Annotated in this window: 26 protein-coding genes; 13 read left to right on the top strand and 13 right to left on the bottom strand. The window is 60.5% G+C overall.

Going from position 1 to position 26,170, the window contains the following annotated elements; all coding sequences use genetic code 11:
- Positions 1-22 precede the first annotated feature (22 nt).
- Complete coding sequence (locus AC6A67_RS10475; protein ID WP_498036514.1) at positions 23-346, bottom strand: cyclic nucleotide-binding domain-containing protein; 324 nt, start codon at positions 344-346, stop codon at positions 23-25.
- Between AC6A67_RS10475 and AC6A67_RS10470 the strand changes: the two genes are divergently transcribed.
- Positions 299-484, top strand: a complete 186-nt coding sequence (locus tag AC6A67_RS10470) for a hypothetical protein (RefSeq protein WP_498036516.1) — start codon at positions 299-301, stop codon at positions 482-484. The two genes, AC6A67_RS10475 and AC6A67_RS10470, sit on opposite strands and share 48 nt — an antisense overlap.
- A gap of 68 nt (positions 485-552) precedes the next feature.
- Here the strand turns inward: AC6A67_RS10470 and AC6A67_RS10465 are convergent, their stop codons facing one another.
- Positions 553-1,239: a response regulator transcription factor gene (locus AC6A67_RS10465; RefSeq protein ID WP_498036488.1), complete on the bottom strand. Its 687-nt coding sequence runs from the start codon at positions 1,237-1,239 to the stop codon at positions 553-555.
- Between the two features lie 113 nt (positions 1,240-1,352).
- Between AC6A67_RS10465 and AC6A67_RS10460 the strand changes: the two genes are divergently transcribed.
- The gene (locus AC6A67_RS10460) at positions 1,353-1,892 is read left to right on the top strand and encodes a L,D-transpeptidase family protein (RefSeq protein WP_498036487.1); all 540 of its coding nucleotides are present in this window, start codon (positions 1,353-1,355) and stop codon (positions 1,890-1,892) included.
- A gap of 103 nt (positions 1,893-1,995) precedes the next feature.
- Here the strand turns inward: AC6A67_RS10460 and AC6A67_RS10455 are convergent, their stop codons facing one another.
- Complete coding sequence (locus tag AC6A67_RS10455; protein ID WP_498036486.1) at positions 1,996-2,694, bottom strand: YggS family pyridoxal phosphate-dependent enzyme; 699 nt, start codon at positions 2,692-2,694, stop codon at positions 1,996-1,998.
- 283 nt (positions 2,695-2,977) lie between these two features.
- On the opposite strand from AC6A67_RS10455, the gene leuS reads away from it, so the two are divergent.
- From leuS to holA, 3 genes are all read left to right on the top strand, one after another.
- Entirely contained in the window at positions 2,978-5,608 is a 2,631-nt protein-coding gene (leuS, locus tag AC6A67_RS10450; RefSeq protein ID WP_498036513.1) for a leucine--tRNA ligase, read from the top strand.
- 94 nt (positions 5,609-5,702) lie between these two features.
- The gene (gene lptE, locus AC6A67_RS10445; protein WP_498036485.1) at positions 5,703-6,152 is read left to right on the top strand and encodes an LPS assembly lipoprotein LptE; all 450 of its coding nucleotides are present in this window, start codon (positions 5,703-5,705) and stop codon (positions 6,150-6,152) included.
- A gap of 104 nt (positions 6,153-6,256) precedes the next feature.
- Complete coding sequence (holA, locus tag AC6A67_RS10440; protein ID WP_498036484.1) at positions 6,257-7,285, top strand: DNA polymerase III subunit delta; 1,029 nt, start codon at positions 6,257-6,259, stop codon at positions 7,283-7,285.
- 151 nt (positions 7,286-7,436) lie between these two features.
- Here holA and AC6A67_RS10435 read toward each other — a convergent pair whose 3' ends face one another.
- The 8 genes from AC6A67_RS10435 to hemE form a co-directional block, all read right to left on the bottom strand.
- Entirely contained in the window at positions 7,437-8,321 is an 885-nt protein-coding gene (locus AC6A67_RS10435; RefSeq protein WP_498036483.1) for a ParB/RepB/Spo0J family partition protein, read from the bottom strand.
- Positions 8,322-8,350: 29 nt separating this feature from the next.
- Positions 8,351-9,211 carry a ParA family protein gene (locus tag AC6A67_RS10430; protein WP_498036482.1) on the bottom strand — a complete coding sequence of 287 codons (861 nt, stop codon included), beginning with the start codon at positions 9,209-9,211 and terminating at the stop codon, positions 8,351-8,353.
- Positions 9,212-9,216: 5 nt separating this feature from the next.
- Positions 9,217-9,864: a 16S rRNA (guanine(527)-N(7))-methyltransferase RsmG gene (gene rsmG / locus AC6A67_RS10425; RefSeq protein ID WP_498036481.1), complete on the bottom strand. Its 648-nt coding sequence runs from the start codon at positions 9,862-9,864 to the stop codon at positions 9,217-9,219.
- A complete protein-coding gene (gene mnmG / locus AC6A67_RS10420; protein ID WP_498036480.1) occupies positions 9,861-11,723 on the bottom strand; it encodes a tRNA uridine-5-carboxymethylaminomethyl(34) synthesis enzyme MnmG in 1,863 nt (620 codons plus the stop codon). The genes rsmG and mnmG overlap by 4 nt, the downstream gene beginning before the upstream one ends.
- A 30-nt stretch (positions 11,724-11,753) precedes the next feature.
- On the bottom strand, positions 11,754-13,103 hold the full coding sequence (gene mnmE, locus AC6A67_RS10415; RefSeq protein WP_498036479.1) for a tRNA uridine-5-carboxymethylaminomethyl(34) synthesis GTPase MnmE: 1,350 nt from the start codon (positions 13,101-13,103) through the stop codon (positions 11,754-11,756).
- 101 nt (positions 13,104-13,204) lie between these two features.
- Entirely contained in the window at positions 13,205-14,470 is a 1,266-nt protein-coding gene (gene rho, locus AC6A67_RS10410) for a transcription termination factor Rho (protein ID WP_498036478.1), read from the bottom strand.
- Between the two features lie 225 nt (positions 14,471-14,695).
- On the bottom strand, positions 14,696-15,124 hold the full coding sequence (hemJ, locus tag AC6A67_RS10405; RefSeq protein ID WP_498036477.1) for a protoporphyrinogen oxidase HemJ: 429 nt from the start codon (positions 15,122-15,124) through the stop codon (positions 14,696-14,698).
- 6 nt (positions 15,125-15,130) lie between these two features.
- Positions 15,131-16,153, bottom strand: coding sequence for a uroporphyrinogen decarboxylase (gene hemE, locus AC6A67_RS10400; RefSeq protein ID WP_498036512.1), 1,023 nt, complete (start codon positions 16,151-16,153; stop codon positions 15,131-15,133).
- A gap of 459 nt (positions 16,154-16,612) precedes the next feature.
- Here hemE and AC6A67_RS10395 point away from each other — a divergent pair, with 459 nt between their 5' ends.
- Genes AC6A67_RS10395 through dnaQ form a run of 5 tightly spaced genes read left to right on the top strand, consistent with a single transcriptional unit; the run spans position 16,613 to position 20,364 of the window.
- The gene (locus AC6A67_RS10395; protein WP_498036476.1) at positions 16,613-17,464 is read left to right on the top strand and encodes a pyruvate, water dikinase regulatory protein; all 852 of its coding nucleotides are present in this window, start codon (positions 16,613-16,615) and stop codon (positions 17,462-17,464) included.
- A 25-nt stretch (positions 17,465-17,489) separates the two neighbouring features.
- Complete coding sequence (locus AC6A67_RS10390; protein WP_498036475.1) at positions 17,490-18,107, top strand: Maf family protein; 618 nt, start codon at positions 17,490-17,492, stop codon at positions 18,105-18,107.
- A gap of 28 nt (positions 18,108-18,135) precedes the next feature.
- Positions 18,136-18,987 (top strand): shikimate dehydrogenase, encoded by an 852-nt coding sequence (locus AC6A67_RS10385; RefSeq protein ID WP_498036474.1) that lies wholly within the window; start codon positions 18,136-18,138, stop codon positions 18,985-18,987.
- Positions 18,984-19,607: a dephospho-CoA kinase gene (coaE, locus tag AC6A67_RS10380; protein WP_498036473.1), complete on the top strand. Its 624-nt coding sequence runs from the start codon at positions 18,984-18,986 to the stop codon at positions 19,605-19,607. Before AC6A67_RS10385 ends, coaE begins: the two co-directional genes overlap by 4 nt.
- A 43-nt stretch (positions 19,608-19,650) precedes the next feature.
- Complete coding sequence (dnaQ, locus tag AC6A67_RS10375; RefSeq protein WP_498036511.1) at positions 19,651-20,364, top strand: DNA polymerase III subunit epsilon; 714 nt, start codon at positions 19,651-19,653, stop codon at positions 20,362-20,364.
- A 68-nt stretch (positions 20,365-20,432) separates the two neighbouring features.
- On the opposite strand, the gene secB is transcribed toward dnaQ, so the two are convergent.
- Positions 20,433-20,918: a protein-export chaperone SecB gene (gene secB, locus AC6A67_RS10370; protein WP_498036472.1), complete on the bottom strand. Its 486-nt coding sequence runs from the start codon at positions 20,916-20,918 to the stop codon at positions 20,433-20,435.
- A gap of 329 nt (positions 20,919-21,247) precedes the next feature.
- On the opposite strand from secB, the gene AC6A67_RS10365 reads away from it, so the two are divergent.
- Together AC6A67_RS10365 and AC6A67_RS10360 are read left to right on the top strand one after the other, a co-directional pair.
- Positions 21,248-21,973 carry a Tim44/TimA family putative adaptor protein gene (locus AC6A67_RS10365; RefSeq protein ID WP_498036471.1) on the top strand — a complete coding sequence of 242 codons (726 nt, stop codon included), beginning with the start codon at positions 21,248-21,250 and terminating at the stop codon, positions 21,971-21,973.
- Between the two features lie 301 nt (positions 21,974-22,274).
- Positions 22,275-22,868, top strand: coding sequence for a Smr/MutS family protein (locus tag AC6A67_RS10360; protein WP_498036470.1), 594 nt, complete (start codon positions 22,275-22,277; stop codon positions 22,866-22,868).
- Between the two features lie 76 nt (positions 22,869-22,944).
- Here AC6A67_RS10360 and murJ read toward each other — a convergent pair whose 3' ends face one another.
- On the bottom strand, positions 22,945-24,498 hold the full coding sequence (gene murJ / locus AC6A67_RS10355; protein ID WP_498036469.1) for a murein biosynthesis integral membrane protein MurJ: 1,554 nt from the start codon (positions 24,496-24,498) through the stop codon (positions 22,945-22,947).
- A 272-nt stretch (positions 24,499-24,770) separates the two neighbouring features.
- Between murJ and AC6A67_RS10350 the strand changes: the two genes are divergently transcribed.
- Positions 24,771-25,994 carry an MFS transporter gene (locus AC6A67_RS10350; protein ID WP_498036468.1) on the top strand — a complete coding sequence of 408 codons (1,224 nt, stop codon included), beginning with the start codon at positions 24,771-24,773 and terminating at the stop codon, positions 25,992-25,994.
- The last annotated feature ends 176 nt before the right edge of the window (positions 25,995-26,170 follow it).

Here is a 26,170-nt window from a genome sequence, read left to right as displayed (position 1 = left end):
TCCAACCTGATTACCGGGCAGGTCAGCCCGCCGCCTCATCTATCGCAGACAGGCGCTGGCCCACCGTGGCAAGTTCGCCCGAGAGATGATCGAGACGCGCGGCCACATCGCGCCGGACAGCGATGGCTGATTGCGGAAACTCGAGCAGTACGCGGCGGATCATGTCCCGCGATAACAACATGCCGCTGGCGGCGCGCAATGCGACGACCTCATCTCCGCGCTCGCAGTCGATATACATGGCCATTTCGTCAATGACCTCGCCAGGGCCAAGGTCCAGCGCGCCGGGGGAATCGCCCGTATGCTGTCGCAGCTGGCCGTCCAGAATAACGATAGCGCCCTTGGCCACATCGCCGGGGCGAAACAGGACCTCGCCCTTTTGCCAGGACAGGCGCTCCGCAGCAAAGGCCACGAGACGCAGCGCGTCAGCCTCATAGCTGCGCAAGGCTGGGCAACGGGCGAGAAGAGCGACTTCGTGATCAAGTGACATCAACAGAAAGGACCCTGAGCCAGACGACACCTGCCTCGCCTGCAGACACGGGTGCAGCCTGATGTTCAGGGCGCCAGTCGATATCCTCCAGCTTCGGTGACAAGGATCCTTGCACGCGCAGGGTCTTCCTCGATCTTCTGTCGCAGCCGGTAGATATGTGTCTCAAGCGTATGGGTCGTAACCGTGGCGTTATAGCCCCAAACTTCCTGAAGAAGTGTTTCACGGGTGACGACCCGCCGGTCCGCCCGATACAAAAACCGCAAGATGGCGGTTTCTTTTTCCGTTAGCTTCAATTTCGAGCCACGACCGTTGACCAGCAGCTTTGCGCTAGGGCGGAATGTATATGGCCCGATGGTAAACACGGCGTCTTCGCTGGCTTCGTGCTGACGTAGCTGCGCCCTTATACGCGCCAGCAATACCGCGAACTTGAATGGCTTGACGACGAAATCATTGGCGCCTGCGTCGAGACTGAGCACCGTATCGGTGTCGGTGTCATAGCCTGTCAGGACGATGATGGGACTCTTGAAGCCGTTCTGCCGCATCAGCTTCACGGCGTCCCGCCCGTCCATATCCGGTAACCCCAGATCCATGACGACGAGGTCAACGCGCCGGCTGGCCACACGTTCAATGGCGCCGCCCGCTGTATCTGCGCTTTCGACCGTGAACTCGTCATTGAGCAGAAGCTGCTCGGACAGGGTGTCGCGCAATTCTTTCTCGTCATCGACGATGAGAATGTGGCTACGATGACTCAAGCGATTCTCCCCCGGATGGGCCCGCCATCAGGTAAACCATCCCATGGCTCGCCAAGCAACTGGCCTAACCTTAGATCAGCTGGCCGTGGGCCTGTGCAACTCTGGCGAAAGATATGACCAAGGTAACGCATGTTATGCTCTACCCGGCGCTACATTGCCATAACAGGGCGACTCTTTGCGCAGGTGGGCTGAAGTTACAATGCGTCATAGGGCGGAGCGGACTGCGGCTGCAGGCCCTCAAAAAGGAGGGGGATGGCGCTACGCCTATCGGTCGTTTTCAGCCCCGTCGGGTGTTCTATCGCGCCGATCGTGTTGCGCGCCCCTTGACCAGCCTTCCGGTACGTCCATTGCGCCCAGACGACGGCTGGTGCGACGCCGTTGGGTCAGGCGCCTACAACCGGCTGGTGCGAAAGCCTTTCCGGGACAGTCACGAGTCGATGTGGCGCGAAGATCATGTCTATGACATCGTTGTCGAAATTGATCACAACACGTGTCCGCGCATTCAGGGGCGTGGCAGCGCCGTCTTCATGCACCTGACCAGACCCGACCTTCGTGCAACGGAAGGATGCGTGGCGCTTACCCGTCAAGGAATGTCGCGACTACTACGCCTACTGACCGTTGATACGGTCATCGACGTGTGGCCAACGCGATGACGCGCTGGCGCGACATTGCAACTCACACGACGCCTTCCAAAGCCTGCTTCACATTTGCGCGAAGAGGCGTCGCTGTGCATGAACGCAAGGAAAGAGCTCTGTTTTAGCGTGCGCCCAAGATGGCGCTGCCAACGCGCACGTGTGTCGCTCCAAGCATGATCGCCTGCTCATAATCGCTGCTCATACCCATCGACAGCAAACCCAGGCCATTTCGTTGTGCGATTATGGATAGCAGAGCGAAATGGGGGCTGGGCGCATCACTGGCTGGCGGTATGCACATCAAGCCCGCAGGCGCGAGGCCAAATTCCTCCCGGCACTGCCGGATAAAGCGGTCGGCGTCACGCGGAGCAACGCCACCCTTCTGGGGCTCCTCGCCAGTGTTCACCTGGATGAGCAATGTCGGCGCGCGACCAGCCCGTTCGATCTCTTTCGCCAGGGCAGCCGCGAGTGAGGGACGGTCCAGCGTATGGATGACGTCAAACAGGGCCACCGCGTCCCTGGCCTTGTTGCTCTGCAACGGCCCGATGAGGTGCAACGCCACGTTGGAGTATTCCTCCCGCAGCTGAGGCCATTTTCCATAAGCTTCCTGGACACGGTTCTCACCAAAAACGCGGTGGCCCGCCTCCAGAACCGTCCTGATCGCCGTCGCATCGAATGTCTTCGATACGCATATCAATGATACCTGAGCGGGTGTTCTTCCGCTTTCGAGCGCCGCGCGCGCGCATCCGGCGCGGACTTGCGCCAGCCTTTCGAGCGTTGCAGCCTGTTCAGACGACATGGATGTCGGGCGGTCAGGGTTCATATCTGGCGGTTCCTGCGAGCGGGTCTGCGGGACAGATACAGCACCTTGTCCCCTCGGGAAAATCCCCCGCACCGTAGCGGCATAACGGCGCTCTGCGGCGCCGGCGCGGGTTTTGCCTGACGGGGACGCCCGCCTGCATTGACCCCCGATCGCAATCGTGTCCTAGTCCCGGCAAAATTGACGAGTTGCGCCGCGCCCCTGCCCGTCCGGGACAAGTTCTGTCCGTTCCCAGGGGCGAGGCCATCGTTGTTGCAGTCACACGATGAACTGGACCAGGCAGGACATGACGCGCGAGCGCTATAATCCGAAGGAAACTGAAGCACGTTGGCAAGCTGCCTGGGAAGACAGGAAGCTGTTTGCGACCTCCAACGATGATGAGCGTCCTGCCTATTACGTGCTTGAGATGTTCCCCTACCCTTCCGGGCGCATCCACATGGGGCACGTCCGGAACTATACGCTTGGCGATGTTCTCGCCCGCTACAAGCGCGCCCAGGGGTTCTCGGTGTTGCATCCCATGGGCTGGGATGCCTTCGGGATGCCAGCCGAAAACGCCGCGATGCAGAACAACGTTCACCCCGGCGAGTGGACCTGGGCCAATATCGCAAGCATGCGCAAGCAGTTGAAGCCGATTGGCCTGTCGCTCGACTGGGACCGGGAGTTCGCCACGTGTGATCCCGCCTACTATCGCCATCAGCAGCGGCTGTTCATCGACTTTTTCAAGGCCGGGCTGGTGGACCGCAAGACCGCCAAGGTCAATTGGGACCCGGTGGATCACACCGTTCTGGCCAATGAGCAGGTGATCGACGGCCGCGGCTGGCGCTCCGGCGCCCTTGTGGAGCAGCGCGAGCTCACCCAATGGTTCCTGCGCATCACCAAATTCGCAGATGAGCTGGACAGCGCGCTCGACGGGCTGGACCGCTGGCCGGAGAAGGTCCGCACCATGCAGCGGAACTGGATCGGCCGCTCAGAAGGCCTGCTGTTGCGCTTCGCCGTCGCCAATGGCGGCGCTATCGCCGGCGCAGGCGAGCACGAGACAGTGCGCGTTTACACGACGCGTCCAGATACGCTGTTTGGCGCCTCATTCATTGGCATCGCCGCCGATCACCCGCTGGCGCGGTTACTGGCTGCTCACAACGCCGAGCTCGCCGCGTTCATTGACGATATTCGCAAGACTGGCACCGCCCAGGAGGCCATCGACAAGGCCGACAAGCGCGGCTTCGATACCGGCCTTCGGGTGACCCACCCATTCGATCCGGCATGGGAGTTGCCGGTTTATGTCGCGAATTTCGTCCTGATGGATTACGGCGCGGGCGCAATTTTCGCCTGTCCGGCTCACGACCAGCGCGATCTCGACTTCGCGCGCGCCTACGGGCTCCCCGTGACGCCTGTAGTGTGCCCACCGGATGTCGAGCCAGCCGACTTCACCATTGACCGCGACGCCTATGACGGAGAGGGTCGCCTGATCAATTCAGACTTCCTCAACGGCATGACCGTGACGGAAGCGCGTGAGGAAGTGACCCGCCGCCTCGAAGCGGTACAGCTGTTTGGCGCGCCCGCCGGCGAGCGCAAGGTGAATTTCCGCCTGCGTGACTGGGGTATCTCGCGCCAGCGCTACTGGGGGTGCCCTATCCCCATGATCCATTGTGACGCGTGTGGCGTTGTCCCCGTGCCCGTGGAGCAACTCCCGGTCACGCTTCCGGAAGACGTCAGTTTCGACAAGCCCGGCAATCCCCTGGACCGCCACCCCACATGGAGCAAGGTCGACTGCCCGCACTGTGGCGCGGCCGCGCGTCGTGAAACCGACACCATGGACACCTTCGTGGACTCGTCCTGGTATTTCGCGCGCTTCACCGACCCGTGGAACGCCGATGCGCCGACCACCGAAACCGCGGTCGCCAAGTTCATGCCTGTCGACCAGTATATCGGCGGCGTTGAGCACGCGATCCTGCACCTGCTCTACTCGCGCTTCTTCACCCGCGCCATGAAGGCGACCGGACACATCCAGCTTGATGAACCGTTCACTGGCCTGTTCACCCAGGGCATGGTCGTGCACGAAACCTATCGTGACGCGAATGGCAGGTGGATGGAGCCTGGCGATGTGAGGATCGAAGGCGCTGGAGCAGATCGGCGCGCGGTCCACGTCACGACAGGCAAACCGGTCACAATCGGCTCCATCGAAAAGATGTCGAAGTCGAAGAAGAACACAGTCGACCCCGACGACATCATCGCCGCATATGGCGCTGATACCGCACGCTGGTTCGTCCTGTCCGATTCGCCGCCGGAACGTGACGTTATCTGGACCGATGAAGGTGTGCAGGGCGCCTGGCGCTTCATCCAGCGTGTCTGGCGTATCGCCAATGAAGTTGCGTCCCTGCCGCAGGGAGCGCCCGGCGCGTCTGCGGGGGCAGCGAAGGCGGTGCGCAAGGCCGCGCACCGGGCTATCGCAGCTGTCACGGAAGACATTGAGCGCCTGAGGTTCAATCGCTGCGTCGCCCAGCTCTACGAACTGGCCAATGCGATCCAGGCCGGCGTCAATGCCGCAACCGAGGCCGGAGATGGCTCCGCAGAAGTGATCGACGCCCTGCGGGAGGCGACCGCGGTGCTAATCCAGCTTCTTGCGCCGATGATGCCGCACCTGGCTGAAAGCTGTTGGGAAGTCCTCGGCCAGGACGATCTGGTCGCCACGGCGCCTTGGCCCGTCCATGATCCCGCCATGCTGGTTGAGGATGAGATCGTGCTGCCCGTGCAGGTGAACGGCAAGAGGCGCGCAGATATTACCGTTGCCCGGGATGCCGACCGCGCTACCATTGAAGCCGCCGCCCTGGGCCAGGATAGCGTCAGGCGCGCCATTGGCGAGGCAGCCGTGAAGAAGATCATCATCGTGCCGCAAAGGATTGTGAATGTCGTCATTTAACAACCTGCGCGACGCGCGCAGCCATCGGTCCCGCCGGTGGCTCACCATTGCGGCAGTATGCGCGACACTTGCCCTGGGTGGGTGCTTTCGACCGATGTACGGTCCATCTGCCTCTGGCGCTGACGTAGCGTCGAGACTTGCATCGGTGGACGTGGTGATCGTCCCCCGCACGGGCCAGGAGCGTTTGTCGCATTATCTCGACCAGGAACTGCGCTTCGCTCTCGACGGCAGCGGACGCCCCGTGACCAAGGCCTACCGCCTGGAGTTGTCACTGTCGCAAGACGTGGTGACGTCCTCCATCAATCAGGCGACTGGCCAGGCCGTTGCGGCCATCGTGCGGCTGACAGCATCTTACAAGCTGGTGGATGCCGCCGGCGGCCAGGTGCTGACCAGCGGCTCCGCCACCGCATCAGCAGGCTATGATCGCACGCCGCAACGTTTCTCGAATCTGCGAGCGGCGCGTGACGCAGAGTTGCGAGCCTCCAAGGTTCTGGCCGAACAACTTCAGACAAGAATGGCTGGCTGGTTCGCCGGGCGGCGCTGACGCATGGCAATCCGGCTGGGGAGCGAGCGCGCTGACAGTTTGCGTTCGCCACCGGGTTGCAGCCCGGCTCCACGAGTCCGGTTTTCGCGGCTGAATGGTGGATCATGGTTGCGGTCAAGCCAGCTGACGTCAACACCGTTTTGAACAGGCCCCCGACAGCTCCGGTCGTGCTCGTTTATGGACCGGATGCAGGCCTCGTAGACGAACGTATAGCTGCATTGATGCGACTGGCGCTCGGCGATCACCCCGATCCATTCGCTGTCGTGCGAATCGATGGAGATGCGCTGGTCCAGGATTCCGGTCGTCTGGCCGACGAGGCCAATACGATTGGGCTGTTTGGCGACCGCCGGGTCATCATCGTCCGGGCCGGCGGCAGGAACATTACAGGCGCGGTCAAGCCGTTGCTTGAAGCGCCGCCACGTGATTCCCTCACGCTCATCCGTGCGGGTGACCTTGCGCGAACAGCCCCACTTAGAACGCTCTGCGAGCGCTCAGGGCAGGCATTAGCCATTCCCTGCTACTCGGATAGCCCCAGAGAGCTCGCCGTGCTCGCTGACGCGATTATGGGCGATTTTGGGTTAAAGCTGGATCGGGATAGCCGCGCCCATCTTCTGACTTATCTCGGCGCCGATCGGCAGACGACTCGCAATGAGATAGAGAAGCTCGCGCTGTATGCCCGCGGCCAGGCTACAGTAACCATTGATGACATTGACGCGGTCTGCGGCGACGCATCGGTCCTTGCCATGGATGGTCTGGTGGACAGCGTCTTTCTTGGGCGCCTGGCCGCGCTTGATGACTTTTCGGTGCGTCAGTTCGCTGATGGCGCCGAGGCCGGCGTATTGCTCTCCGCAATGGTGAGGCACGGCCTCATGCTAATTGCGGCGCGCCGCAGAACTGACGATGGCGTCCCGGTTCAAACCGTCCTTGACCAGTCGCGTGTCCACTTCAAGCGCAAGGATGCTGTCGAACGCCAGATCCGGATTTGGCCGTCGAGTGAGCTTCAGGCCGCTGTTCGCGAGCTCACCGCTGCTGTAGCGCGTAGCAGAAGAAACGCGCTGGTCGCGCCAGAGGTCGGCCGGGTCGCCCTGTGGAGTGTAGCCATGCGGGCCGCTGCTCGTTCCCAGCGCACCTGACAACACCTCGGTCCAGCAGGGGCCATGACGGCATGCCTGCTACACACCGCGGCGGAACAGTTCAGACAGCACGCTACCCTGTGCAGCTGCGGCAGAGCACCGCTCGGCTCTTGTGCCCGGAAGGCGATGTCGTGAGACCTGCGTGAGGCGATCAGCCTCGCAGGCGCTGACAAATCATGTCGAGCTGACCGAGTGACGAATAGGTCAACTTGAGCACGCCATTGTCTCCCTTATGGGCGATACGAACCTTCGCCCCCAACACTTCCTCCAGCGCCTTCTCGAGTGCTCGCGTGTCCGCATCCTTCGGCGCGCGCGCTCGTGAACGTTCACTCTCCCCCTCACTGGCGGTCTCGGCCTCATTCTGCGCGATCCGCTCCGCCTCCCGGACATTGAGCCCTTGTTCAATGATCTGTTGTGCGACAGCCTCCGGATTGGCGACAGACAACAGGGCCCGCGCATGTCCTGCGGTCAGATCTCCATTATTCACGAGTTTCTGAATGGATTCCGGTAGTTTGAGAAGGCGCAAGGTATTGGCGACATGACTTCTGCTCTTGCCTATAATCTTGGCGAGGTCATTCTGGGTGTAGCTGAACTCACCCATAAGCTGATCATAACCCATCGCTTCTTCGATTGGGTTCAGATCCGCGCGCTGAACGTTCTCGACGATTGCCAGCTCGAGTGAAAGCTTGTCGTCAGCTTCAATGACAACGACGGGGACCTCACTGAGGCCAGCGCGCTGTGCGGCGCGCCACCGCCGCTCACCGGCCACAATCTCGAAGGCGTCAGGCAGATTAGCCAGCTGCCGCACGACGACAGGCTGGATGATCCCACGCTCGGCGATCGACGCGGCCAGCTCTTCGAGATCGCTCTCGGCGAAATTGCGCCTCGGGTTACGGGGATTTGGGCGCACGAACTCGATAGCAACGCGCCTTTGCCCCCTCACCTCTGCAACATCGGTAACCACTGGATCGGCGTTGACGTCGCCAATCAGCGCCGCCAACCCGCGGCCTAGCCGTGGGCGTGGATCTTCAGCCATGGCAGTTGTCCCTGTTGAAATCTTGCCGTCTACGCTGCGCGCAGCATGCGCTCACGCGCGATAACCTCTGAAGCCAACTTCAGATAGGCCTGCGATCCGGCGCACTTGAAGTCGTACAGGAGAGCTGGTTTGCCGTGGGAAGGGGCTTCGGAAACCCGCACGTTGCGAGGGATGACAGTATCGTAGACCTTCGGCCCCATGTACCGCCGCACGTCATCCACGACCTGGTTGGACAGGTTATTTCGCGGGTCGAACATCGTCAGCACGACCCCATGAATGGCGAGCCCAGGATTCAAGGCCGCTTTCACTTGCTCAACCGTCTTCAGGAGCTGACTTAATCCCTCCAGCGCGAAGAACTCGCACTGCAACGGAACGACTACGGAATCGGATGCGGTTAGCGCGTTTATCGTCAACAAATTGAAAGATGGAGGGCAGTCGACGAGCACGTAAGAGAAATCGCGCCCATGCTGTATATCAGACAACCCATGGATCGCGTTCTTCAATCGAAGCGCCCTGTCCCGATCGGCTGCAATTCCCAGCTCAACACCCAGAAGGTCTAGCGTGGATGGCGCGACCCATAAATCTGGCACGGCGGTGGGCTGGGCGCACTCGCCCAAAGCGACCCCGTCCATAAGGACATCATAGGTCGACAGCTTGCGGGACTTAACGTCTATGCCCAGGCCCGTTGAAGCGTTGCCTTGCGGATCGAGATCAACGATCAACACGCGTTCGCCGATGGCAGCCAATGCGGTGCCGAGATTAATCGCCGTGGTCGTCTTGCCGACGCCCCCCTTCTGATTGGCCAGAGCCAGCACGCGGGGTGGCAACCGATTGGTCAAATCAACGAGCGCCTCGTCCGGTCCTCTTTGAATGACGTCATCAGGCGACATAAATTTCATCCTGCCATGGAGATAGACGATATCCGCACGATGCGACCGGAATCGTCGGTACGACTGGGAATCAAATCGTGCTCGATATTCCAGGATATTGAGGCTGCGGTCAACTCAGACACAACATCTTGTCCCTTTGGAAACAATGCGATAGCGCCGCTTCTCAACACCTCTCTTGACCAGTCTACCAGTTGCGGAAGCGGAGCCAAAGCACGGGCGGTCACAACGTCAACTTTACCCGCGAATTCGCCAATGCGGTCTTCGATACGCCCGCAATGCACATGGCCGGCTGCGCCGGTAAGCCTGATAACATGTCGAAGGAAGGCGCACTTACGCGCATTGGCCTCTATCAAATCAATATGCCCGCCACTCTCTGATAGTAGGATGGCAAGAACGACGCCAGGCAGTCCACCGCCCGAACCAAGGTCTAGCCAGAGGCGTCGACCACCAGCCAAAGGATACAATTGCGCTGAGTCGATGATGTGCCTAGACCACACCTTCGCAAGGGTCGGGCCGCTGACGAGATTCTTGGCCTGCTGCCAGCGCCCCAGTTCTGTGACAAACAGCTGGAGCCTATCTATAGTTTCACGTGAAACAGCTCCGATCTCTCCTAGCTGGTGGCGCACCTCATCATCCAATGTCTGAACAATCACGCTGACGCTCCCAGCCCAAATTTCCTAACCATCGCCACTAGCAGTGTAAGCGCCGCCGGAGTAATTCCCTCCACCCTACTCGCCTGACCAATAGACGCCGGACGTACGGCCTCCAGCTTCATGCGCAGCTCGCCAGAAAGTCCGGGCAGTTCATAGCTGAAGCCTTGAGGTATCGTCATTTCTTCCGAATGCTTAAAAGAGGCGATTTCGGAAGACTGCCGGTGGAGATAAACAGCATATGTGGCGTCCGTCTTAAGTTGCTCGCGTAGACTGTCGGGGATGCTCGCGATGTCACCGTGAGCCTTCGCGATCATTTCGAAAGTGCAGTCCGGACGCGCAAGCAGCTCGAATGCCGACCTGCGTACGCCATCCCTATTCACCCGTATGCCGAACCCCTCAGCCTGATTAGGTGACAGGGTGAAATTGCAGAGGACACGCCGGGCGTCTTCCAAACCCGAAAGCTTGTCTCGAAAGACAGCTGCGCGTCGGGCTCCCACACATCCAACCTCAATACCGATGGGGGTAAGCCGCTCATCTGCGTTGTCACAGCGCAGGCTCAACCTGAACTCTGCCCTCGATGTGAACATCCGATATGGCTCAGACACGCCGTTTGTGATCAAATCGTCAACCAGCACGCCAATGTAGGACTGCGTCCTGTCGAAATAGACCGCGGGTAACCCACCAGCCATACGCGCAGCGTTAATCCCGGCCACAACTCCTTGGGCGGCAGCCTCTTCGTAACCCGTCGTACCATTGATCTGTCCGGCCAGGAAAAGGCCCGTGACAGTCTTGACTGAAAGGTCATGAGCCAGACAACGCGGATCAACGAAATCGTACTCCACCGCATAGCCCGGCTTCTCAATAACCGCCCTTTCCAGGCCAGCCATAGTACGTATGAATTCAAGCTGGATATCAGCTGGGAGCGACGTTGATATCCCGTTTGGATACACGAGCGGGCTATCAAGGCCCTCTGGCTCCAGAAAAACCTGATGACTTGAGCGATCAGCAAATCGCACTACCTTGTCTTCAATCGAAGGGCAGTAGCGGGGACCACGTCCGACAATATCACCGGAGTACATCGGCGCCAGATGCAAATGGTCGCGAATGAGCTGATGCGTTCTATCATTAGTGCGTGTGATTCCGCACTCAATCTGAGGCGTGGTAATCGCATCGGTCAGGCTTGAGAAGGGCTCGATGCAGCTGTCTCCTGCCTGCATCTCTAGCGAGCCCCAATCTATGGATTCACGATAGATGCGGGCTGGTGTGCCAGTTTTAAGCCTGCCTAAAGAGAGGTTAAGTGATCTGAGAGACTCGGCCAATAGCGCGGATGGAGCTTCTTCAATCCTGCCAGCGCGTTGCTTGTGACTGCCAATATGGATCAACCCGTTGAGAAACGTGCCAGTGGTTATCACGCAGGCGTCGCAAACAAGTTCCCTACCGTCAACTAGCTCCACACCGGTAAGCCGTCGGTCGGACAACTTAAGACGTGAAGCCTCTCCCTCGATGACGCTCAGATTGCTGCCCATAGCTGAAGTCAGGCTACGGACGGCCTGCGCAAACAACTTGCGGTCTGCTTGCGCTCTGGGTCCTTGAACGGCTGGTCCCTTTCTCCGGTTCAGCACCCGAAACTGAATGCCTCCCCGGTCAGCAGCCAGGCCCATAAGCCCATCCAGCGCATCAACTTCCTTGACTAGATGTCCCTTGCCCAATCCCCCAATCGCCGGGTTACAGGACATTACACCCAAGTTGTTTGCGCTTAACGTGACAAGCGCCGTTCGAGCTCCCATGCGCGCGGCTACCGCAGCGGCCTCAACGCCAGCATGACCTCCGCCAATGACCACGACATCGAATGCGCTCACTGATCTCACCTGTGTTTCACGTGAAACATATCATTTGCCGATGCAAAATGACGAGAATATACGATCCAGTACATCGTCGGGCCGGACTAACCCGACAACGACGTCCATCTGGTGCAGAGCACCGCGAAGACACTCGGAAGCGAGAGCCAAATTCTCCGGCCTATACTCGCCCGAAAACAGCGCCGTCGCATCGTCGAGCCAAGCTCTAGCCCCGTTGAGAGCCATCCTATGCCTCGACCGAGTCACCACCACAGGCTCCTCGCTATCTCCCACCTGAATCCGCTGAACAATTGAGTCGACCAGGCACTCCATACCAGTAGCAGCATGGGCGGAAATGGCACAGTCAAAACTACCTTCCATCGAACTCAATGCGTTGGGGTCAAGGTCCGTTTGTGTGAGCACCAGGATACTATCGGGGTGCAGGCTCTTTGCTTCCATAAGCAAACCGGGCGATGCTTCGGCGATAGGAACAAGCCACAAACGAACGTCAGCGTTGGCCCACTCTAATTGTGCGCGTTCGATACCGAGCAGTTCCACGGGTTCACTTGTCGATCGGATGCCAGCGGTGTCAACCAGACTGACATTATAGCCCCGCATATCCAACTGGACTTCTACAGCGTCTCGCGTGGTTCCCGCCAAGGGTGTAACCAATGCCACGTTCCGTCCCGCAAGATAGTTTAACAGCGTCGATTTGCCCGCGTTGGGGGGACCGCCAATCACAACCCGAAATCCAGCCCGTATACGCTCCCCTACTGGGGGCCTCGCCAACTGTCGACCCAGCTCAGTGTGAATTTGGAAAACTGCAACTCGGGCGGAAAGCCAGATGGCGCCCTCGTCAACATCACCCTCATCTGAAAAATCGAGCAGCACCTCTATCAAGGCCAACGCGTCGAGTAGCCTGTTTCGCCAATCGTTAATGGGATCAGAGCTGGTGCCATACAACTGGAAAACAGCCTGTGAACGCTGGCGTTCGGTGGTTGATTCAATCAGATCCGAGAGGGCCTCGGCCTGAAGGAGATCCAGTTTCCCATTGTGCACAGCGCGTTTGGTAAACTCGCCTGGCGCAGCTAAGCGCACACCCAGCGACGTAAGACAGTCCGACACGGCATCAATGACAGACAGGCTGCCATGTATATGAAACTCAGCCGTATCCTCACCAGTGGCGCTCTTGGGACCCGGGAAGAAGACGACCATAGCCTGATCAAGAAGATCATCATTGAGCGCACGCAACTTGCACAATGTCAGCAGGCGCGCCGAAGGTACTTTCCCAGCCATCCTTGTCAGAACCTGACGAACAGCGGGGCCGGACAGTCTTATGATTGCAAGCGCACTGCGGCCATAGGGCGTGGCCAACGCGAAAATGGTGTCATTGGGTGACATGTCAATCGCCTACAGGTCCATGTTTCACGTGAATCATTGGGCCCATAAAAATGCCAGGCATTCGCCTGGCATCATGTTTCACGTGAATCAGCGCGGCTGGCTTAGGTGTTCATTGAATCGAAGAAGTCAGCATTCGATTTGGTTTGCCGCAGCTTGTCCAGGAGGAACTCAATCGCATCGACCGTCCCCATCGGATTGAGAATCCGCCGCAGCACGTACATCTTTTTGAGAACGTCAGCTGGAACCAGAAGCTCCTCTTTACGTGTGCCAGAGCGGGTGATGTCGATCGCCGGGAAGACGCGCTTGTCGGAAACCTTACGGTCGAGGATGATTTCCGAGTTACCGGTGCCCTTGAATTCCTCAAAGATCACCTCGTCCATGCGGCTACCGGTGTCAATCAAAGCCGTCGCGATGATGGTGAGCGAACCGCCCTCTTCAATATTGCGTGCGGCGCCAAAGAACCGTTTTGGACGCTGAAGTGCGTTTGCATCAACGCCGCCGGTTAGCACTTTGCCCGACGAAGGCACGACAGTGTTATAGGCCCGTCCGAGACGGGTAATCGAGTCGAGCAAAATGACGACGTCGCGACCATGCTCGACAAGGCGCTTTGCCTTCTCGATCACCATCTCAGCAACCTGGACATGACGAGCGGCCGGCTCGTCAAACGTCGAGGAAATGACCTCGCCGTTTACAGACCGCTGCATGTCCGTCACCTCCTCGGGCCGCTCATCAATAAGCAACACGATCAGGTAGCATTCAGGATGATTCGTAGTGATCGCCTGGGCAACGTTTTGCAACAAAACGGTCTTACCGGTGCGTGGCGGCGCAACGATCAGGCCGCGCTGACCTTTGCCGATTGGCGCCACCACATCGATAATACGCGCGGAAAAGTCCTTGCGCGTGGGATCCTCGATCTCAAGCTTCAGCCTCTCTGAAGGATAGAGCGGCGTCAGATTGTCAAAGTGCACCTTGTGCCGGATTTTCTCCGGATCCTCGAAATTGATGGTGTTTACCTTGAGGAGCGCGAAATACCTTTCACCCTCCTTTGGCCCGCGAATCGGGCCCTCAACCGTGTCACCAGTCCGCAAACCAAAGCGGCGAATTTGCGATGGTGAGATGTAGATATCATCAGGACCTGGCAGATAATTCGAATCCGGCGACCTCAGGAAGCCAAACCCATCCTGTAACAGCTCAACAACGCCCTCGCCGATAATGTCCGTTTCCTGCGCCGCCAGCTGCTTCAGGATAGCGAACATCAGCTCCTGTTTGCGCATGATGGACGCGTTTTCCACCTGCAGTTCTTCGGCCGACGCGAGCAATTCGGTTGGCGTCTTCGACTTCAGGTCCTGAAGTTTGATCTCCCGCATGGGGGAACTCTCATCAATTCGGGCTCCCGAGGGGAGCAAGGGATGGGGGATAGGTCCGGGCATGCGACGTGGTCGCAATCTGCGCAGTCAGGATGACCGGATTGATCAGCCTAGTGGGACCGTAACTGGAGCCGTCGACGCTTGAGGGTAGGTCTTGCCTATAGCTGGCGGCCTGGAGGGAGTTAACGCTTAACGAAACCAGGCTCACATTTCAAGAGGCGCTGCTCACATCCAGGGCTTAATCACGACCAGCGCCACTATCCCGAGCATGAGGACCGCTGGAACCTCATTGATCACCCGATAGGCACGGCTCGACAGCACGTTGCGGTCGGCTGCAAACAGCTTTCTTTGCCGTGCAAGGAACATATGGATAGCGAGTAGCCCCAAGACGAGCGCCACCTTCGCGTGGAACCATGGATCGCGCCATAGTTCGGCATCCCACGCAAGCCAGGCGCCAGCCAGAACAGAGGTGGCGGCCGCAGGGTTCATGATCCCACGTAGCAGCTTGCGTTCCATAACTTCAAACGTCCGGGCGGACTCACCACCCTTTCTCGCCTCAGCGTGGTATACAAAAAGCCGTGGCAGGTACAACAGTCCGGCCATCCAGGAAATCACGGCGACGATGTGAAAGGTCTTGATCCAGAGATAGAGCATAACCACTCATGCCTGTCGGACAAGTTGCACCAGTTTCTCGACATGAATCACAGGCGTCGTGGGCTGGATTCCATGGCCAAGGTTAAACACATACGGGCGTTGCCCAAGCCTGCGCCTGATGGCGTCCACGCCCTGCACGAGAGCATCGCCACCAGCCATCAATGCGAGCGGGTCGAGATTTCCTTGCACGGTTTTGTGCGGCTGGATTTCCTCTGCTGCCCAAGCCACATCCACGCCCCAGTCGAGGCCGACACAGTCAACGCCGTCAAGCGCAGCGACCTGCTTGAGCCGCGGACCTACGCCTCTTGCGAAAACAATTATTTTGACTTCCGGAGCGACAGCCTTAACGCCGCTGACGATGCGACTGATTGGCTCCAGGCTCCAACGGCTGAACAACGCCGGCGGCAAGGCCGCGCCGAAGCTCTCGAAAATCTGGATGGCCTGGGCCCCCGCCCTTACCTGCGCCACCAAATAGTTGATTGAGGCCGCGACGAGCAGATCAATCATGGCCTGCAAGAAATCCGGATCCTGATAGGCGAGCAGCCGGACAGGCGCCTGGTCAGGTGTACCCTTTCCTGCCACCATATAGCTCGCAACTGTCCAGGGAGCGCCACAGAAGCCTATCAGGGCTGTCTGGCCACCCGTGGTCTCCCGAAGAGACTTTCGCACCCTGGCGACCGTCTCAAGCACCGGATCAAGGCGCGAGAGATCGTCCGGACGTTTTAGCATCGCCAATTGGTCCATATGTGTCACCGGATCGAGCCGCGGGCCCTCGCCCTCGGCGAACCACACGTTCTGACCCAGGGCATGTGGAATGACCAGAATGTCACTGAACAGGATCGCTGCATCGAAGCCGAACCGCCGAATTGGTTGCAGCGTCACTTCCGTCGCCAGTTCAGGATTATAGCACAGATCGAGGAAGCTTCCGGCCTGCGCACGGGTTGCGCGGTATTCCGGCAGATAGCGCCCGGCCTGACGCATCATCCAGAGCGGCGTGCGTGACGTGACCTCGCCTGACAGGGCCTGCATGAAGAGCGATGCGTCGGAGTGAGTGCGCACAGGCAATCCTTAAAAAGAGAGAATCCTGAATCTTGAATCTTTTTATCTTGTTAGGCGTGGGAAGACCCGTCGACCAAGATGATCCACATAGCATCCCCATCACGGGCCCGCAAAACGGGGCCAGGGCGCCAGATGGTTAATGCCTCGTAAACGTCGGGAAATTAAGGGTTCGTTAACGAATGAGGCGGTCGGGTGTTAACGAGTTGTTAACGAAGTGGCGACCACCAGCCAGATTCATCCCACATGTGCGCGGGTGTTGATGCGAATGTGTGAGTCAGGACAACGGCTTCCGGCGGGATGCCCGAAACCGGCCCTCCGTCCACACGGCTCCACATGGATTCCCCCCGGGCCCCGACCGCGTTAGGCTGAGGCGCCGTTTGAAGCGCGGCGGGTTGCCCCCGCCCGGTTACTGACCGGAGGTCGTGGCATATGCAGCGCAGTTATTTTCATCTGCACCTCGTTTCCGATTCCACCGGCGAGACGCTCATTGCAGTCGCACGGGCCGCTGGAGCCCAGTATGAGGGCCTGTCGGCAATCGAACATGTCTATCCGCTGGTTCGCTCAAGAGCCCAACTGGATCGCGCCATCAGCGGCATTCAGGCCGCGCCGGGCATGGTGCTTTACACTCTGGTTGATCCCGAACTGGCGATCGAAGTGGAGCGGGTGTGCATGGAGAGCGGTTCGCCCTGCCTGTCGGTGCTCTCGCCGGTAATGCATATGTTCGAAGCCTATCTGGGGGCTTCGTCCCGTGGCCGGCCTGGGGCGCAGCATTCGTTGAACGCTGACTATTTCAAGCGCATCGACGCCATGAACTACACCATGATGCACGACGATGGTCAGATGGTGGGGGGGCTTGCGGAAGCCGATGTCATCCTGTTTGGCGTCAGCAGGACCTCCAAGACGCCAACCAGCATCTATCTGGCCAATCGCGGCGTGAAGACGGCCAATGTGCCGTTCGTCGCCGGCGCGACCTTGCCGGAAAACCTCACCACAGTGCGGGGACCATTGGTGGTCGGACTGGTGGCCAGCGCGGAGCGCATTGTCCAGATCCGCCAGAACAGGCTGTTGAGCCTGAATGCCTCGGACGCATCAGCCTATGTCGATCAGGAAGCCGTCGCAGCCGAGATCACCGAGACGCGCCGCATCTGCGCGCGGCAGCGTTGGCCTGTCATTGACGTGACGCGGCGATCGATTGAAGAAACTGCGGCGGCGATCATGGATCTGTACCGAGACCATAAACAGCGGCAAACCCGCGGGTGGGATAGCCGGGATGTTCCCTAACAATTTTGCGCGAAAGGCGCCGGTTATGAACGCACTGTGGCTCAACACATCGCCACTGCTTTTGGCCTCAGGAAGCGTGACCCGCAGGCAGATGCTTGCGGCAGCGGGGATACCGACAGAAGTCAGTGTAGCCAATATCGATGAACGCGTTGTGGATGCCAATTCCCGGCGCAATGGAGCTGGGGCGGATGAAGTAGCGGTGCTGCTGGCGGCTGCGAAAGCTGAAGAGGTTTCCGCGCGAAGCCCCGGCCGGCTCGTGCTTGGCGCGGATCAGACCCTGTCCTGCGCTGGCCAGCAGTATGACAAGTCGTTGAATCTTGAGGAAGCGCTAACAAGGCTCCGCACCTTCTCCGGAAGGGAGCATGTGTTGCACGCAGCCGCCGCGCTGGCGCTGGACGGAGTGGTGATCGCGCGCGTGCAGAGTAAGGCGACGCTGACAATGCGGATGCTCTCGGAAAGCTTCATTGACGCCTACGCGCGAGAGGCTGGAGACAATGTCCTGCTCAGCGTGGGCGGCTACCAGCTCGAAGGCCTGGGCGTGCAGCTGTTTGAGCGGATCGATGGCGATCACTTTACGGTGCTTGGCTTGCCGCTGTTGCCGCTACTGGAGGAAATGCGCGCGATGGGACATCTGGCGCGTTGAGATGCATGTTGCAGCGGGGAGGCGGCTTTTGACCAAACAGGCATGCGTAATTGGTGATCCTATATCTCACTCGAGGTCACCGGCGATCCATGGGCATTGGCTCGCGCGCTACGACATCGATGGCGCCTACGACAAACGGCGGGTCGCCACAGATGAATTGACCGATTTTCTTGACCTCATCCGTAAGGGACAGCTTGCCGGATGCAACGTCACCACGCCGCACAAGGAAGCAGTGGCGCGCATGGTTGATCAGCGCACGCCGACTGCGCAGGCGCTTGGCGCCGTCAATACAGTCTGGATGCAGGATGGTACGCTATGCGGCGACAATACGGATGTCGCCGGATTTCTTGGCAATCTGGATGACCGACAGGCGGGCTGGGACAATCGCCGTGACAAGGCTGTGGTGCTCGGCGCTGGCGGAGCCGCGCGGGCTATCGTCTATGGTCTGCAGCAACGGGGCTTTGCAACGATCTCTATCTGCAACCGCTCAGCGGCGCGTGCCAGGCAGCTAGCGGAAGAACTGGCTGACGGCGCAGGTGGCGACCTTAAGGTCATCCCCTGGGATGACCGGTCCACGGCTCTGGATGGCGCCAATGTTCTGGTGAACACGACGACGTTAGGCATGAGCGGTCAACCGCCGCTTGACATTGATCTGGCGGCCTTGCCCTTCGATGCGGTGGTCAATGACATCGTTTATGCGCCATTGGAGACAGACCTGTTGCGGACTGCCCGCGTGTCTGGACGTACGGCAGTGGATGGGCTGGGCATGCTTTTGTACCAGGCGGCGCCCGGCTTCTTGCGCTGGTTCGGCGTGCTTCCTGAGGTCACGGATGACCTGCGAAACCTGATTATTAACCAGATGACTGGACGGGCGGCATGACCTTCATTCTTGGGCTGACGGGATCCATTGGCATGGGGAAATCTGCGACGTCCGCGATGTTCCGCGACATGGGCGCCTGGGTGTATGACGCCGACGCCGCCGTTCACGAGATTTATGCTGGACCAGCGACACAGCTGGTTGAGGCTGCGTTTCCGGGCGTGGCCGAGCAGGGCGTGGTTAACAGGGAAAAGCTAGGCGCCGCGGTGCTCGGTAATCCGGATGCCCTGAAGAAACTCGAGTCCATCGTTCACCCGCTGCTGCGCCAACATCAGCTCGAACTCGTCCGAAACGCGGTCAGCGAGAACGTCCAGGTTGTGGTGATGGATGTGCCGCTGCTGTTCGAAACCGGCGGCGATCAGCGCTGCGACGCAGTCGCCGTCGTATCTGCCTCGGCGGATATCCAGCGGGAGAGGGTGTTGGCCCGTCCGGGAATGACGCCCGAAAAGTTTGAATTGATTCACGTGAAACAGATGCCAGACGCAGAGAAGCGGCGACGCGCTGATTTCATCATCGACACGGGCCAGGGCTTCGACCATGCGCGTCGCCAAGTCGCCGACATCATGTCAGTCGTGTCGGCGCGGCAGGGCAATGCGACGGCAAAGATTATTGCGAGCGTTTGAAGCAGCGGGAGGCCAGTGACCAGCGGAGTATGCCGTGAACAAAATTCGGGAAATCGTCTTCGATACCGAGACCACTGGCGTGGAGCCTCACAAGGGGGACCGGGTCGTCGAAATCGGCTGCGTCGAGATCGTCGACTATCTGCCGACGGGCCGCACCTACCATTGCTACATAAATCCCGAACGCGACATGCCGGCGGAAGCCTTTGCGGTGCACGGGCTAAGTGCGGCGTTCCTGTCGGACAAGCCCGTCTTCTCGCAGATTGCCGATGAATTCCTGGCTTTCATCGGGGATGCGCCACTCGTCGCTCATAACGCCCAGTTCGATGCGAATTTTCTCAACGCCGAGTTTGCCCGCCTGGGCCTGCCCGCGCTGGATCCAGCGCGGATCGTCGACACGCTGGTGATTGCGCGCCGGAAGCATCCGGGCGCGAATAACACCCTGGACGGTCTTTGCTCGCGCTATGGCATCGACAACAGCCGGCGCAGCAAGCACGGCGCGCTGCTGGACTCGGAGATCCTCGCAGAGGTTTATCTGGAGCTGCGCGGTGGTCGCCAGACCGGCCTCGACCTCAGTGTCGAGGCCAGCACGGTCGTAGACGTGGTGGTCACGCCGGCCATCCAGCTCGACAGTGCGCCACGCGTCCGCGAGCAGCAATTGGCGTCGCCTCTATCGGAGGAGGTGCTGGAGCGGCATCGCGCGCTCGTCGCCAGTATGGGCGATAAAGCCATCTGGCTCGATTACGCCCCGCCGCAATAATAAAAAAGGCGACGGCCGGTGGCCATCGCCTCTGACAAGATTACCCGATTAGGGGCCGCAGCGCAGGCTTACTGCGCCTGGGTGGCGCCGGCTGCGAACTGCTGGGCGCGTTCGCGGTAAAGCGCGGCGAAGTCAATCGGATCGACATACAGCGGCGGGAAGCCACCGCCGCGGACCGCGTCAGCGACGATCTGGCGTGCAAAGGGGAACAGCAGGCGCGGGCACTCGATCATGATGACAGGGTGAAGATCCTCAGCCGGGATGTTCTGTGCCCGGAAGATGCCGCAATAGGTCAGATCGAACGCAAACAGCGTGTCATTGTCGACCTTGGCGTTACCCTCCAGCTTCAGCTCCACCTCAAAGTCCGTTTCGGACAGCTGCTGGGCGCCGACATTGACCTGAATGGAAATCTGCGGCGCTTTTTCCTGCGGGGTGAGCGAGCGCGGCGCGTTGGGATTTTCGAACGACAGGTCGCGGGTATACTGAGCGAGACCGTTAAGCAGCGGGGCGCCGTCTTGCGGCTGCTGGCCGCCGTTTACCGAAGTGTCGGACATTTTCAGTGATCCTCTCCAGGATGCTTCGCCTTGATGCAGCGCCGCCGTGGCGCGGCGAGGGCGATTCGAGAATGGCGGTCGCGCCATGGAACCGCGAAACTGCCGCGCGCTAACATGGAACTGTGACAGGTACAAGCGCCGCACGGCTAGCCCGGGCGGCTCTAATTGAATAGAAGCTGAAAGGGCTGGATGTAAGAGATTAGCACACCATATGATTGGGAAAAGATCGTGTGTGGTCGGCGCCTGCGGGCTTTGGCCGCCGTCGTCTCCCGTCAGTCCGCCCAGCGCCAACAACCGGCCCCAGCGCCGAACAGCAGGTTTCCAGTTTCATGCAGGATTCGTTTGACCCGCTCACCATAGTCTTTCTGGTACTGGCGGTTTTCGTTCTCTGGAAACTCCGCTCCGTGCTCGGCCAGCGCACCGGCAACGAGCGCCCACCTTACGACCCCTGCACGCGCAAGGACTCCGCCAAAAATGAGGACAAGGCGCCGGCGTCCGCTGTCAACGATGACAACGTGATCCCGTTGCCAGGCGCGGGCGCGCCGCAACGAGACAGGGCGACTGCGCGGGCGGAGTGGAACGACATCGCGCCGAAGGGTTCGCCCATCGCTGTTGGGTTGGACAAAATCGCCGATGCAGAGCCGGGTTTTGACCCCAGACAATTTTTGGAAGGGGCCAAGTCGGCCTATGAAGCGATTGTGCTGGCCTTCTCCCAGGCTGACCGTGCCGCGCTGAAGTCGCTCCTGTCCGACGAAGTCTACGAGGGCTTCGAGCGGGTGATCAGCGAACGCGAAAAGAACGGTGAAAAGCCAGAGACGACCTTTGTGGCGATCGCGCAGCCAGAAATCACAGAGGCTGAGGTGAGTGGCGGCGTGGCGCAATTGACGCTGCGGTTTAATTCCAAGCTCATTGCCGCCACACGGGATCGCTCTGGCGCCATCGTTGATGGCGACCCTGAAGCAGTGGTCGATGTCACGGATGTCTGGACATTTGCGCGCACCCTCGGGAGCGCTGATCCGAACTGGCGCCTCGTCGCGACGGAGGGCAGCGCCTGAGCCATATGGTCAGCCACGCTGACAAAGGCTCCGGGTGGACTGGTCGCCGGCCGGGGCAGGGTCATACGCCATCGATGGCGCGCCAGCGTTAGTCAAGGCGCCTTACCTGGGTTGTCCTCCGGCGTGAAGTTCTGCTCGATGTTGTATCGCCGCCGTAATCGAATGTGAGTGTGCGTAGCGTCGGCGGAGGTGAGAACACTCCGCACAGGCGCCAATTGGCCAGGCGGCTGCCGCGGCAGCGGCCCATGCGGCGCCGCCTGCGCCACGCGGCGCCCGGGCGTTTCAGTCTCAGGAGCGACAGATGTCGCGCAAGCGCAAACGCGAACTCGCCCCGGAAGAACGGCTATTGTGGGATGTGGTGACCAGCCGGGTAACGCCACTGCGGCGGGTTGGAGCAGCAACGTCGCCAGCTATGAGCGAGTTACCTGCGCCGCAGGCCACTACCGAACCGCTGGCGACATCTGCTGTTGTCGCCGCTGCCCACCCAAAAATCTCAAAAAATGATGTACCAGCGCCGACCATGCAAATGCTCGCCCGGAAAGAGCGCCGGGCCATCGTTCGTGGCCGCGTCACCATAGAGGGAAAACTCGACCTCCACGGTATGCGACAGGCTGAGGCGCACGGCGCTCTGAAACGTTTCCTGATAAGTTCTGCCGCTGCAGGACGCCGCACCGTCCTGATTGTCACTGGCAAGGGTGGCGCGGACCACAGCGAGGCGCACCTATGGACCGGAGAGCGGCAGGCGCGGGGCGTATTGCGCCGGCTCACGCCAATGCTGCTGGATTCGCCCGACATGCGTGACATTGTGCTCGGCTATGAGCCGGCTGATCCACGTCATGGCGGTGTCGGCGCGCTCTACGTGCGATTGCGCAAAAAGAGCCAGGGGGATTGGTGAGCGACAGGGCCTTGCAAGCGTGGCACGCCCTGCAATACGGGCGGCTCACAGATCCCCGTTGGTCGCTCCCGCAAGGTCATGACGATTGTTTGCGTTTTGGCATGGCGGCTATGAGTACCGCCAGAAGCCCGTAGACTGCCGCGCCAGTGAGACAGGAAAGGGCAAGAGCGGCTGCGCGCCCCCAGTGAGCGCCGCCGCCAAACAGCGCTTCAAGTCTGGGGTGCATAAGTCCGACGACGAGCGCCATGGCGGCTCCTGCGGCGACTTGCCGGGTGATCTGCCATCCTAACTGCGCCGATGGTATCCACCAGCCACGGCGCAGCATAAGCGCTGCTGTTATGGCGAATAGCGTCCAGAGCCCGATGGCCACGCCAATCGCTACCCCAAGCGGTCCCACCATCTGCTGAAAGATCACGCACGCAATCAGCGTAGCCAGCACCGCCAGCCAGCCAGACGCCGCTGCGAGCCAACTTGCTTCCCGCACCAGCATGTCCTGCGTCAGCACGCGCGCCGCCAGCGCGGCGGGGAGGGCAAACGCCATCGTCGCAAGCATCATCGCTGTAGCCTCGACGTCTGCCCGGCAGAACGCGCCATGGCCGAAAAGGGTTGCGACAATTGGCGAACTCAGAACCGCCAGCCCGATGCCGGCGGGGATACCCCAGGCGAATGACAGTGACACCGCGTCGTTCAGAGCCCGCTGCACGTCTACGGATGCCACGTCTTGTGACAGCAGTAGTCGCCGCTCGCTCATGTCAGTGAGCACTACCGAACCGATCACGACGCCGCCCAGTGAGAGCGGCAACTGGATCAACCTGTCGGCGTAATAGAACCAGACCAGTGCGCCGCTGTCGAAAGACGCGATGGCGCTGGCGACCAGACCAATAATCTGGACACTGGCCGTCGCCAGTAGCACGGGTCCAAGCAGGCGCATCGCCTGCATGACCTGCGCCATTGCGGCTGGCTTGAACCAGTTACGCGCTAACCCGAGCAGAGGCGCCAGAGGCAGCACGGTCAGCAGTAACTGCAAGGCGCCGCCAACGCTCAGCGCCGCAGCCATGAGCAGGGCCTTGTCGCGGGATGGCAGATCGAGTGCGCCGATCGCAGGATATGCAGCGACCAGGGCGAAGTTCACGACCGCAGGGGCGAGCGCGGCGGAGAAAAACCACCGCTCGGCGTTCAAAAATGCCCCGGCCACGTGCGCTAGCGCTGTCGTCGCCATAAACGGCGTCATCAAAAGGAAGCACCATCTGGCGAGGGCAAAATCCGGCGATCTCGCATCCAGACCAGGCGCAGACAGAGCAATGACTGCGCTGGCGGCGAAGGCCAGTGCGGCGCTCGCCAAAGAGAGCAGTAAAGTGGCGAGCGCGAGAAAGTCGCGCCCGAAATCTGCCGCTGCTCCGCTGCCATCGCGCTGCCTGAGCCGCATATAGAGCGGGATGACGGCGCCATTGAAGCCGCCTTCACCCACTATGCGCCTCAGGGCATTCGGCGCGCGCAGCGCCGCAAGGAAGGCCTCGGCTACCGGGCCCGCGCCTAAAATATTGGCGACGAGAACATCTCTGGCATAGCCAAACACACGCGAGACCATCGCGGCCCCAGCGACGGCCACGCTCGACGGAATGCGCCTCATGGCTGGTCAACCGGCGCTGCGTCAGACATCGGGTGGTTCTCCGGGGCAAGGAAACTGGTCTCTGAACAGCTCGGGGTCGCCAGCCTGCCGCAGCGGTCAGCAACGCCGTCCCCACAGGCAGGCCTGCGCCCTGTAGAGATTGCGCCACAGCCCGATAAGGCGCATGCATGTCGCATCATGCGCGCCATTCTATGATCGCAGGCAGGGCGCCTGTCACGCAGTTTGCGGCACAGGGCGCCCATGCTTCGCTCACTGCCGGAATCCGGAATATCATGAGCACAACGAATAACGCAGAGGCGCAGCTCTCCGCTGCAACGTCCTCGCGAGCTGTCTCCCGCGCCATTTTTTTACTTGCCCTAGCGTCATTTGTCAGCGCCGCCACCGCGCGCGTCGCCGATCCCTTGCTGCCCGACATCGGTATGGAGTTCTCCACGACGCCCGGCGAGGCCGGGATGGTCGTCGCAGCGTTCTCGATCTCCTACGGTTTGCTCCAGGCGGTTTACGGCCCGGTCGGCGATGTGCTCGGCAAATATCGCATGGTGGCGATCGCCACCTTTCTGTCGTCTGTGGGCGTCATGGCCTGCGCCTTCGCCGGATCGCTAGGCGTGCTGGCGGTGTCGCGCTTGCTGTCGGGCGCGACGGCAGCCGCCATCATCCCGCTGTCCATGGCCTGGATCGGCGATGTGGTGCCCTATGCCGAGCGCCAGTCAGTGTTGGCCAAATTCATGACCGGCCAGATTCTTGGGCTGGTGTTTGGCCAGGCGGTGGGCGGGATGCTCAGCGAGGTCATGGGTTGGCGCCAGGTGTTTATGGTGCTGGCCCTGCTCTATGTGCTGGCTGCTGCAGGCCTGGCCGCCAACCTGATGCGTAAGGATCACCCGCCAGCGGTGAGATCGGGCAACGGCGATATCCTCAAGGGAATTGCCAGCATGCTGTCACTGCTCGGCCGATGGTGGCCGAGAACGGTGATCATCATGGTGTTTCTGGAAGGGGCCATCGTCTTTGGCAGTTGGGCATATGTGGGCTCCGAACTGCAGCGGCGCTTCGGCATAGGAGCTGGCGTCGCGGGCGCCATCCTCGGCGTGTTCGGTCTGGGGGGCCTCGTCTATGCGCTGAACGCCGGCCGCATGGTCAAACGCTTCGGTGAGCGTGGGCTTGTGCTCGGCGGCGGTTTCGGGTTGGCGGTGGCGTTTCTCGCCATTGTGGCGACGCCTGTGCTTGCGGGCGCCGCAATCGCCTCGGCGTTGTGCGGGCTTTCGTTCTATATGCTGCACAACACGCTACAGACCAACGCGACCCAGATGGCGCCCGAGGCGCGCGGGGCAGCTGTCTCTTTGTTCGCTTCAGCGCTGTTCATTGGTCAGACAATCGGCGTGGCGGTCGTGGGGCCAGCTTTCGACCGCTGGGGCGGCCAGCCCGGGCTGATCGCCGCCGCCGTACTGACCCCCATGTTGGTGATCTGGTTTGTGACGCGCTTGCGTCGCCGACCTGATTAATTCCGCGCAGCCCGATGGCGCTGCCAGCTGAACACCTTGCCAACGCCTCGTCACAGACGGGACGACATAAGGCAGACATGCGCTTTGGCCGCCAGCGATCGGCCAAAGCTCAATTCGTCCAGTCCGAGATGAAACTCGCCCCAGTGGGCTGCCTCAAAATGGATGTTTACCCAAGG

The organism is Camelimonas sp. FR25 (genome assembly GCF_059740505.1).
This window is presented reverse-complemented; position numbering and strand designations above follow the sequence as displayed.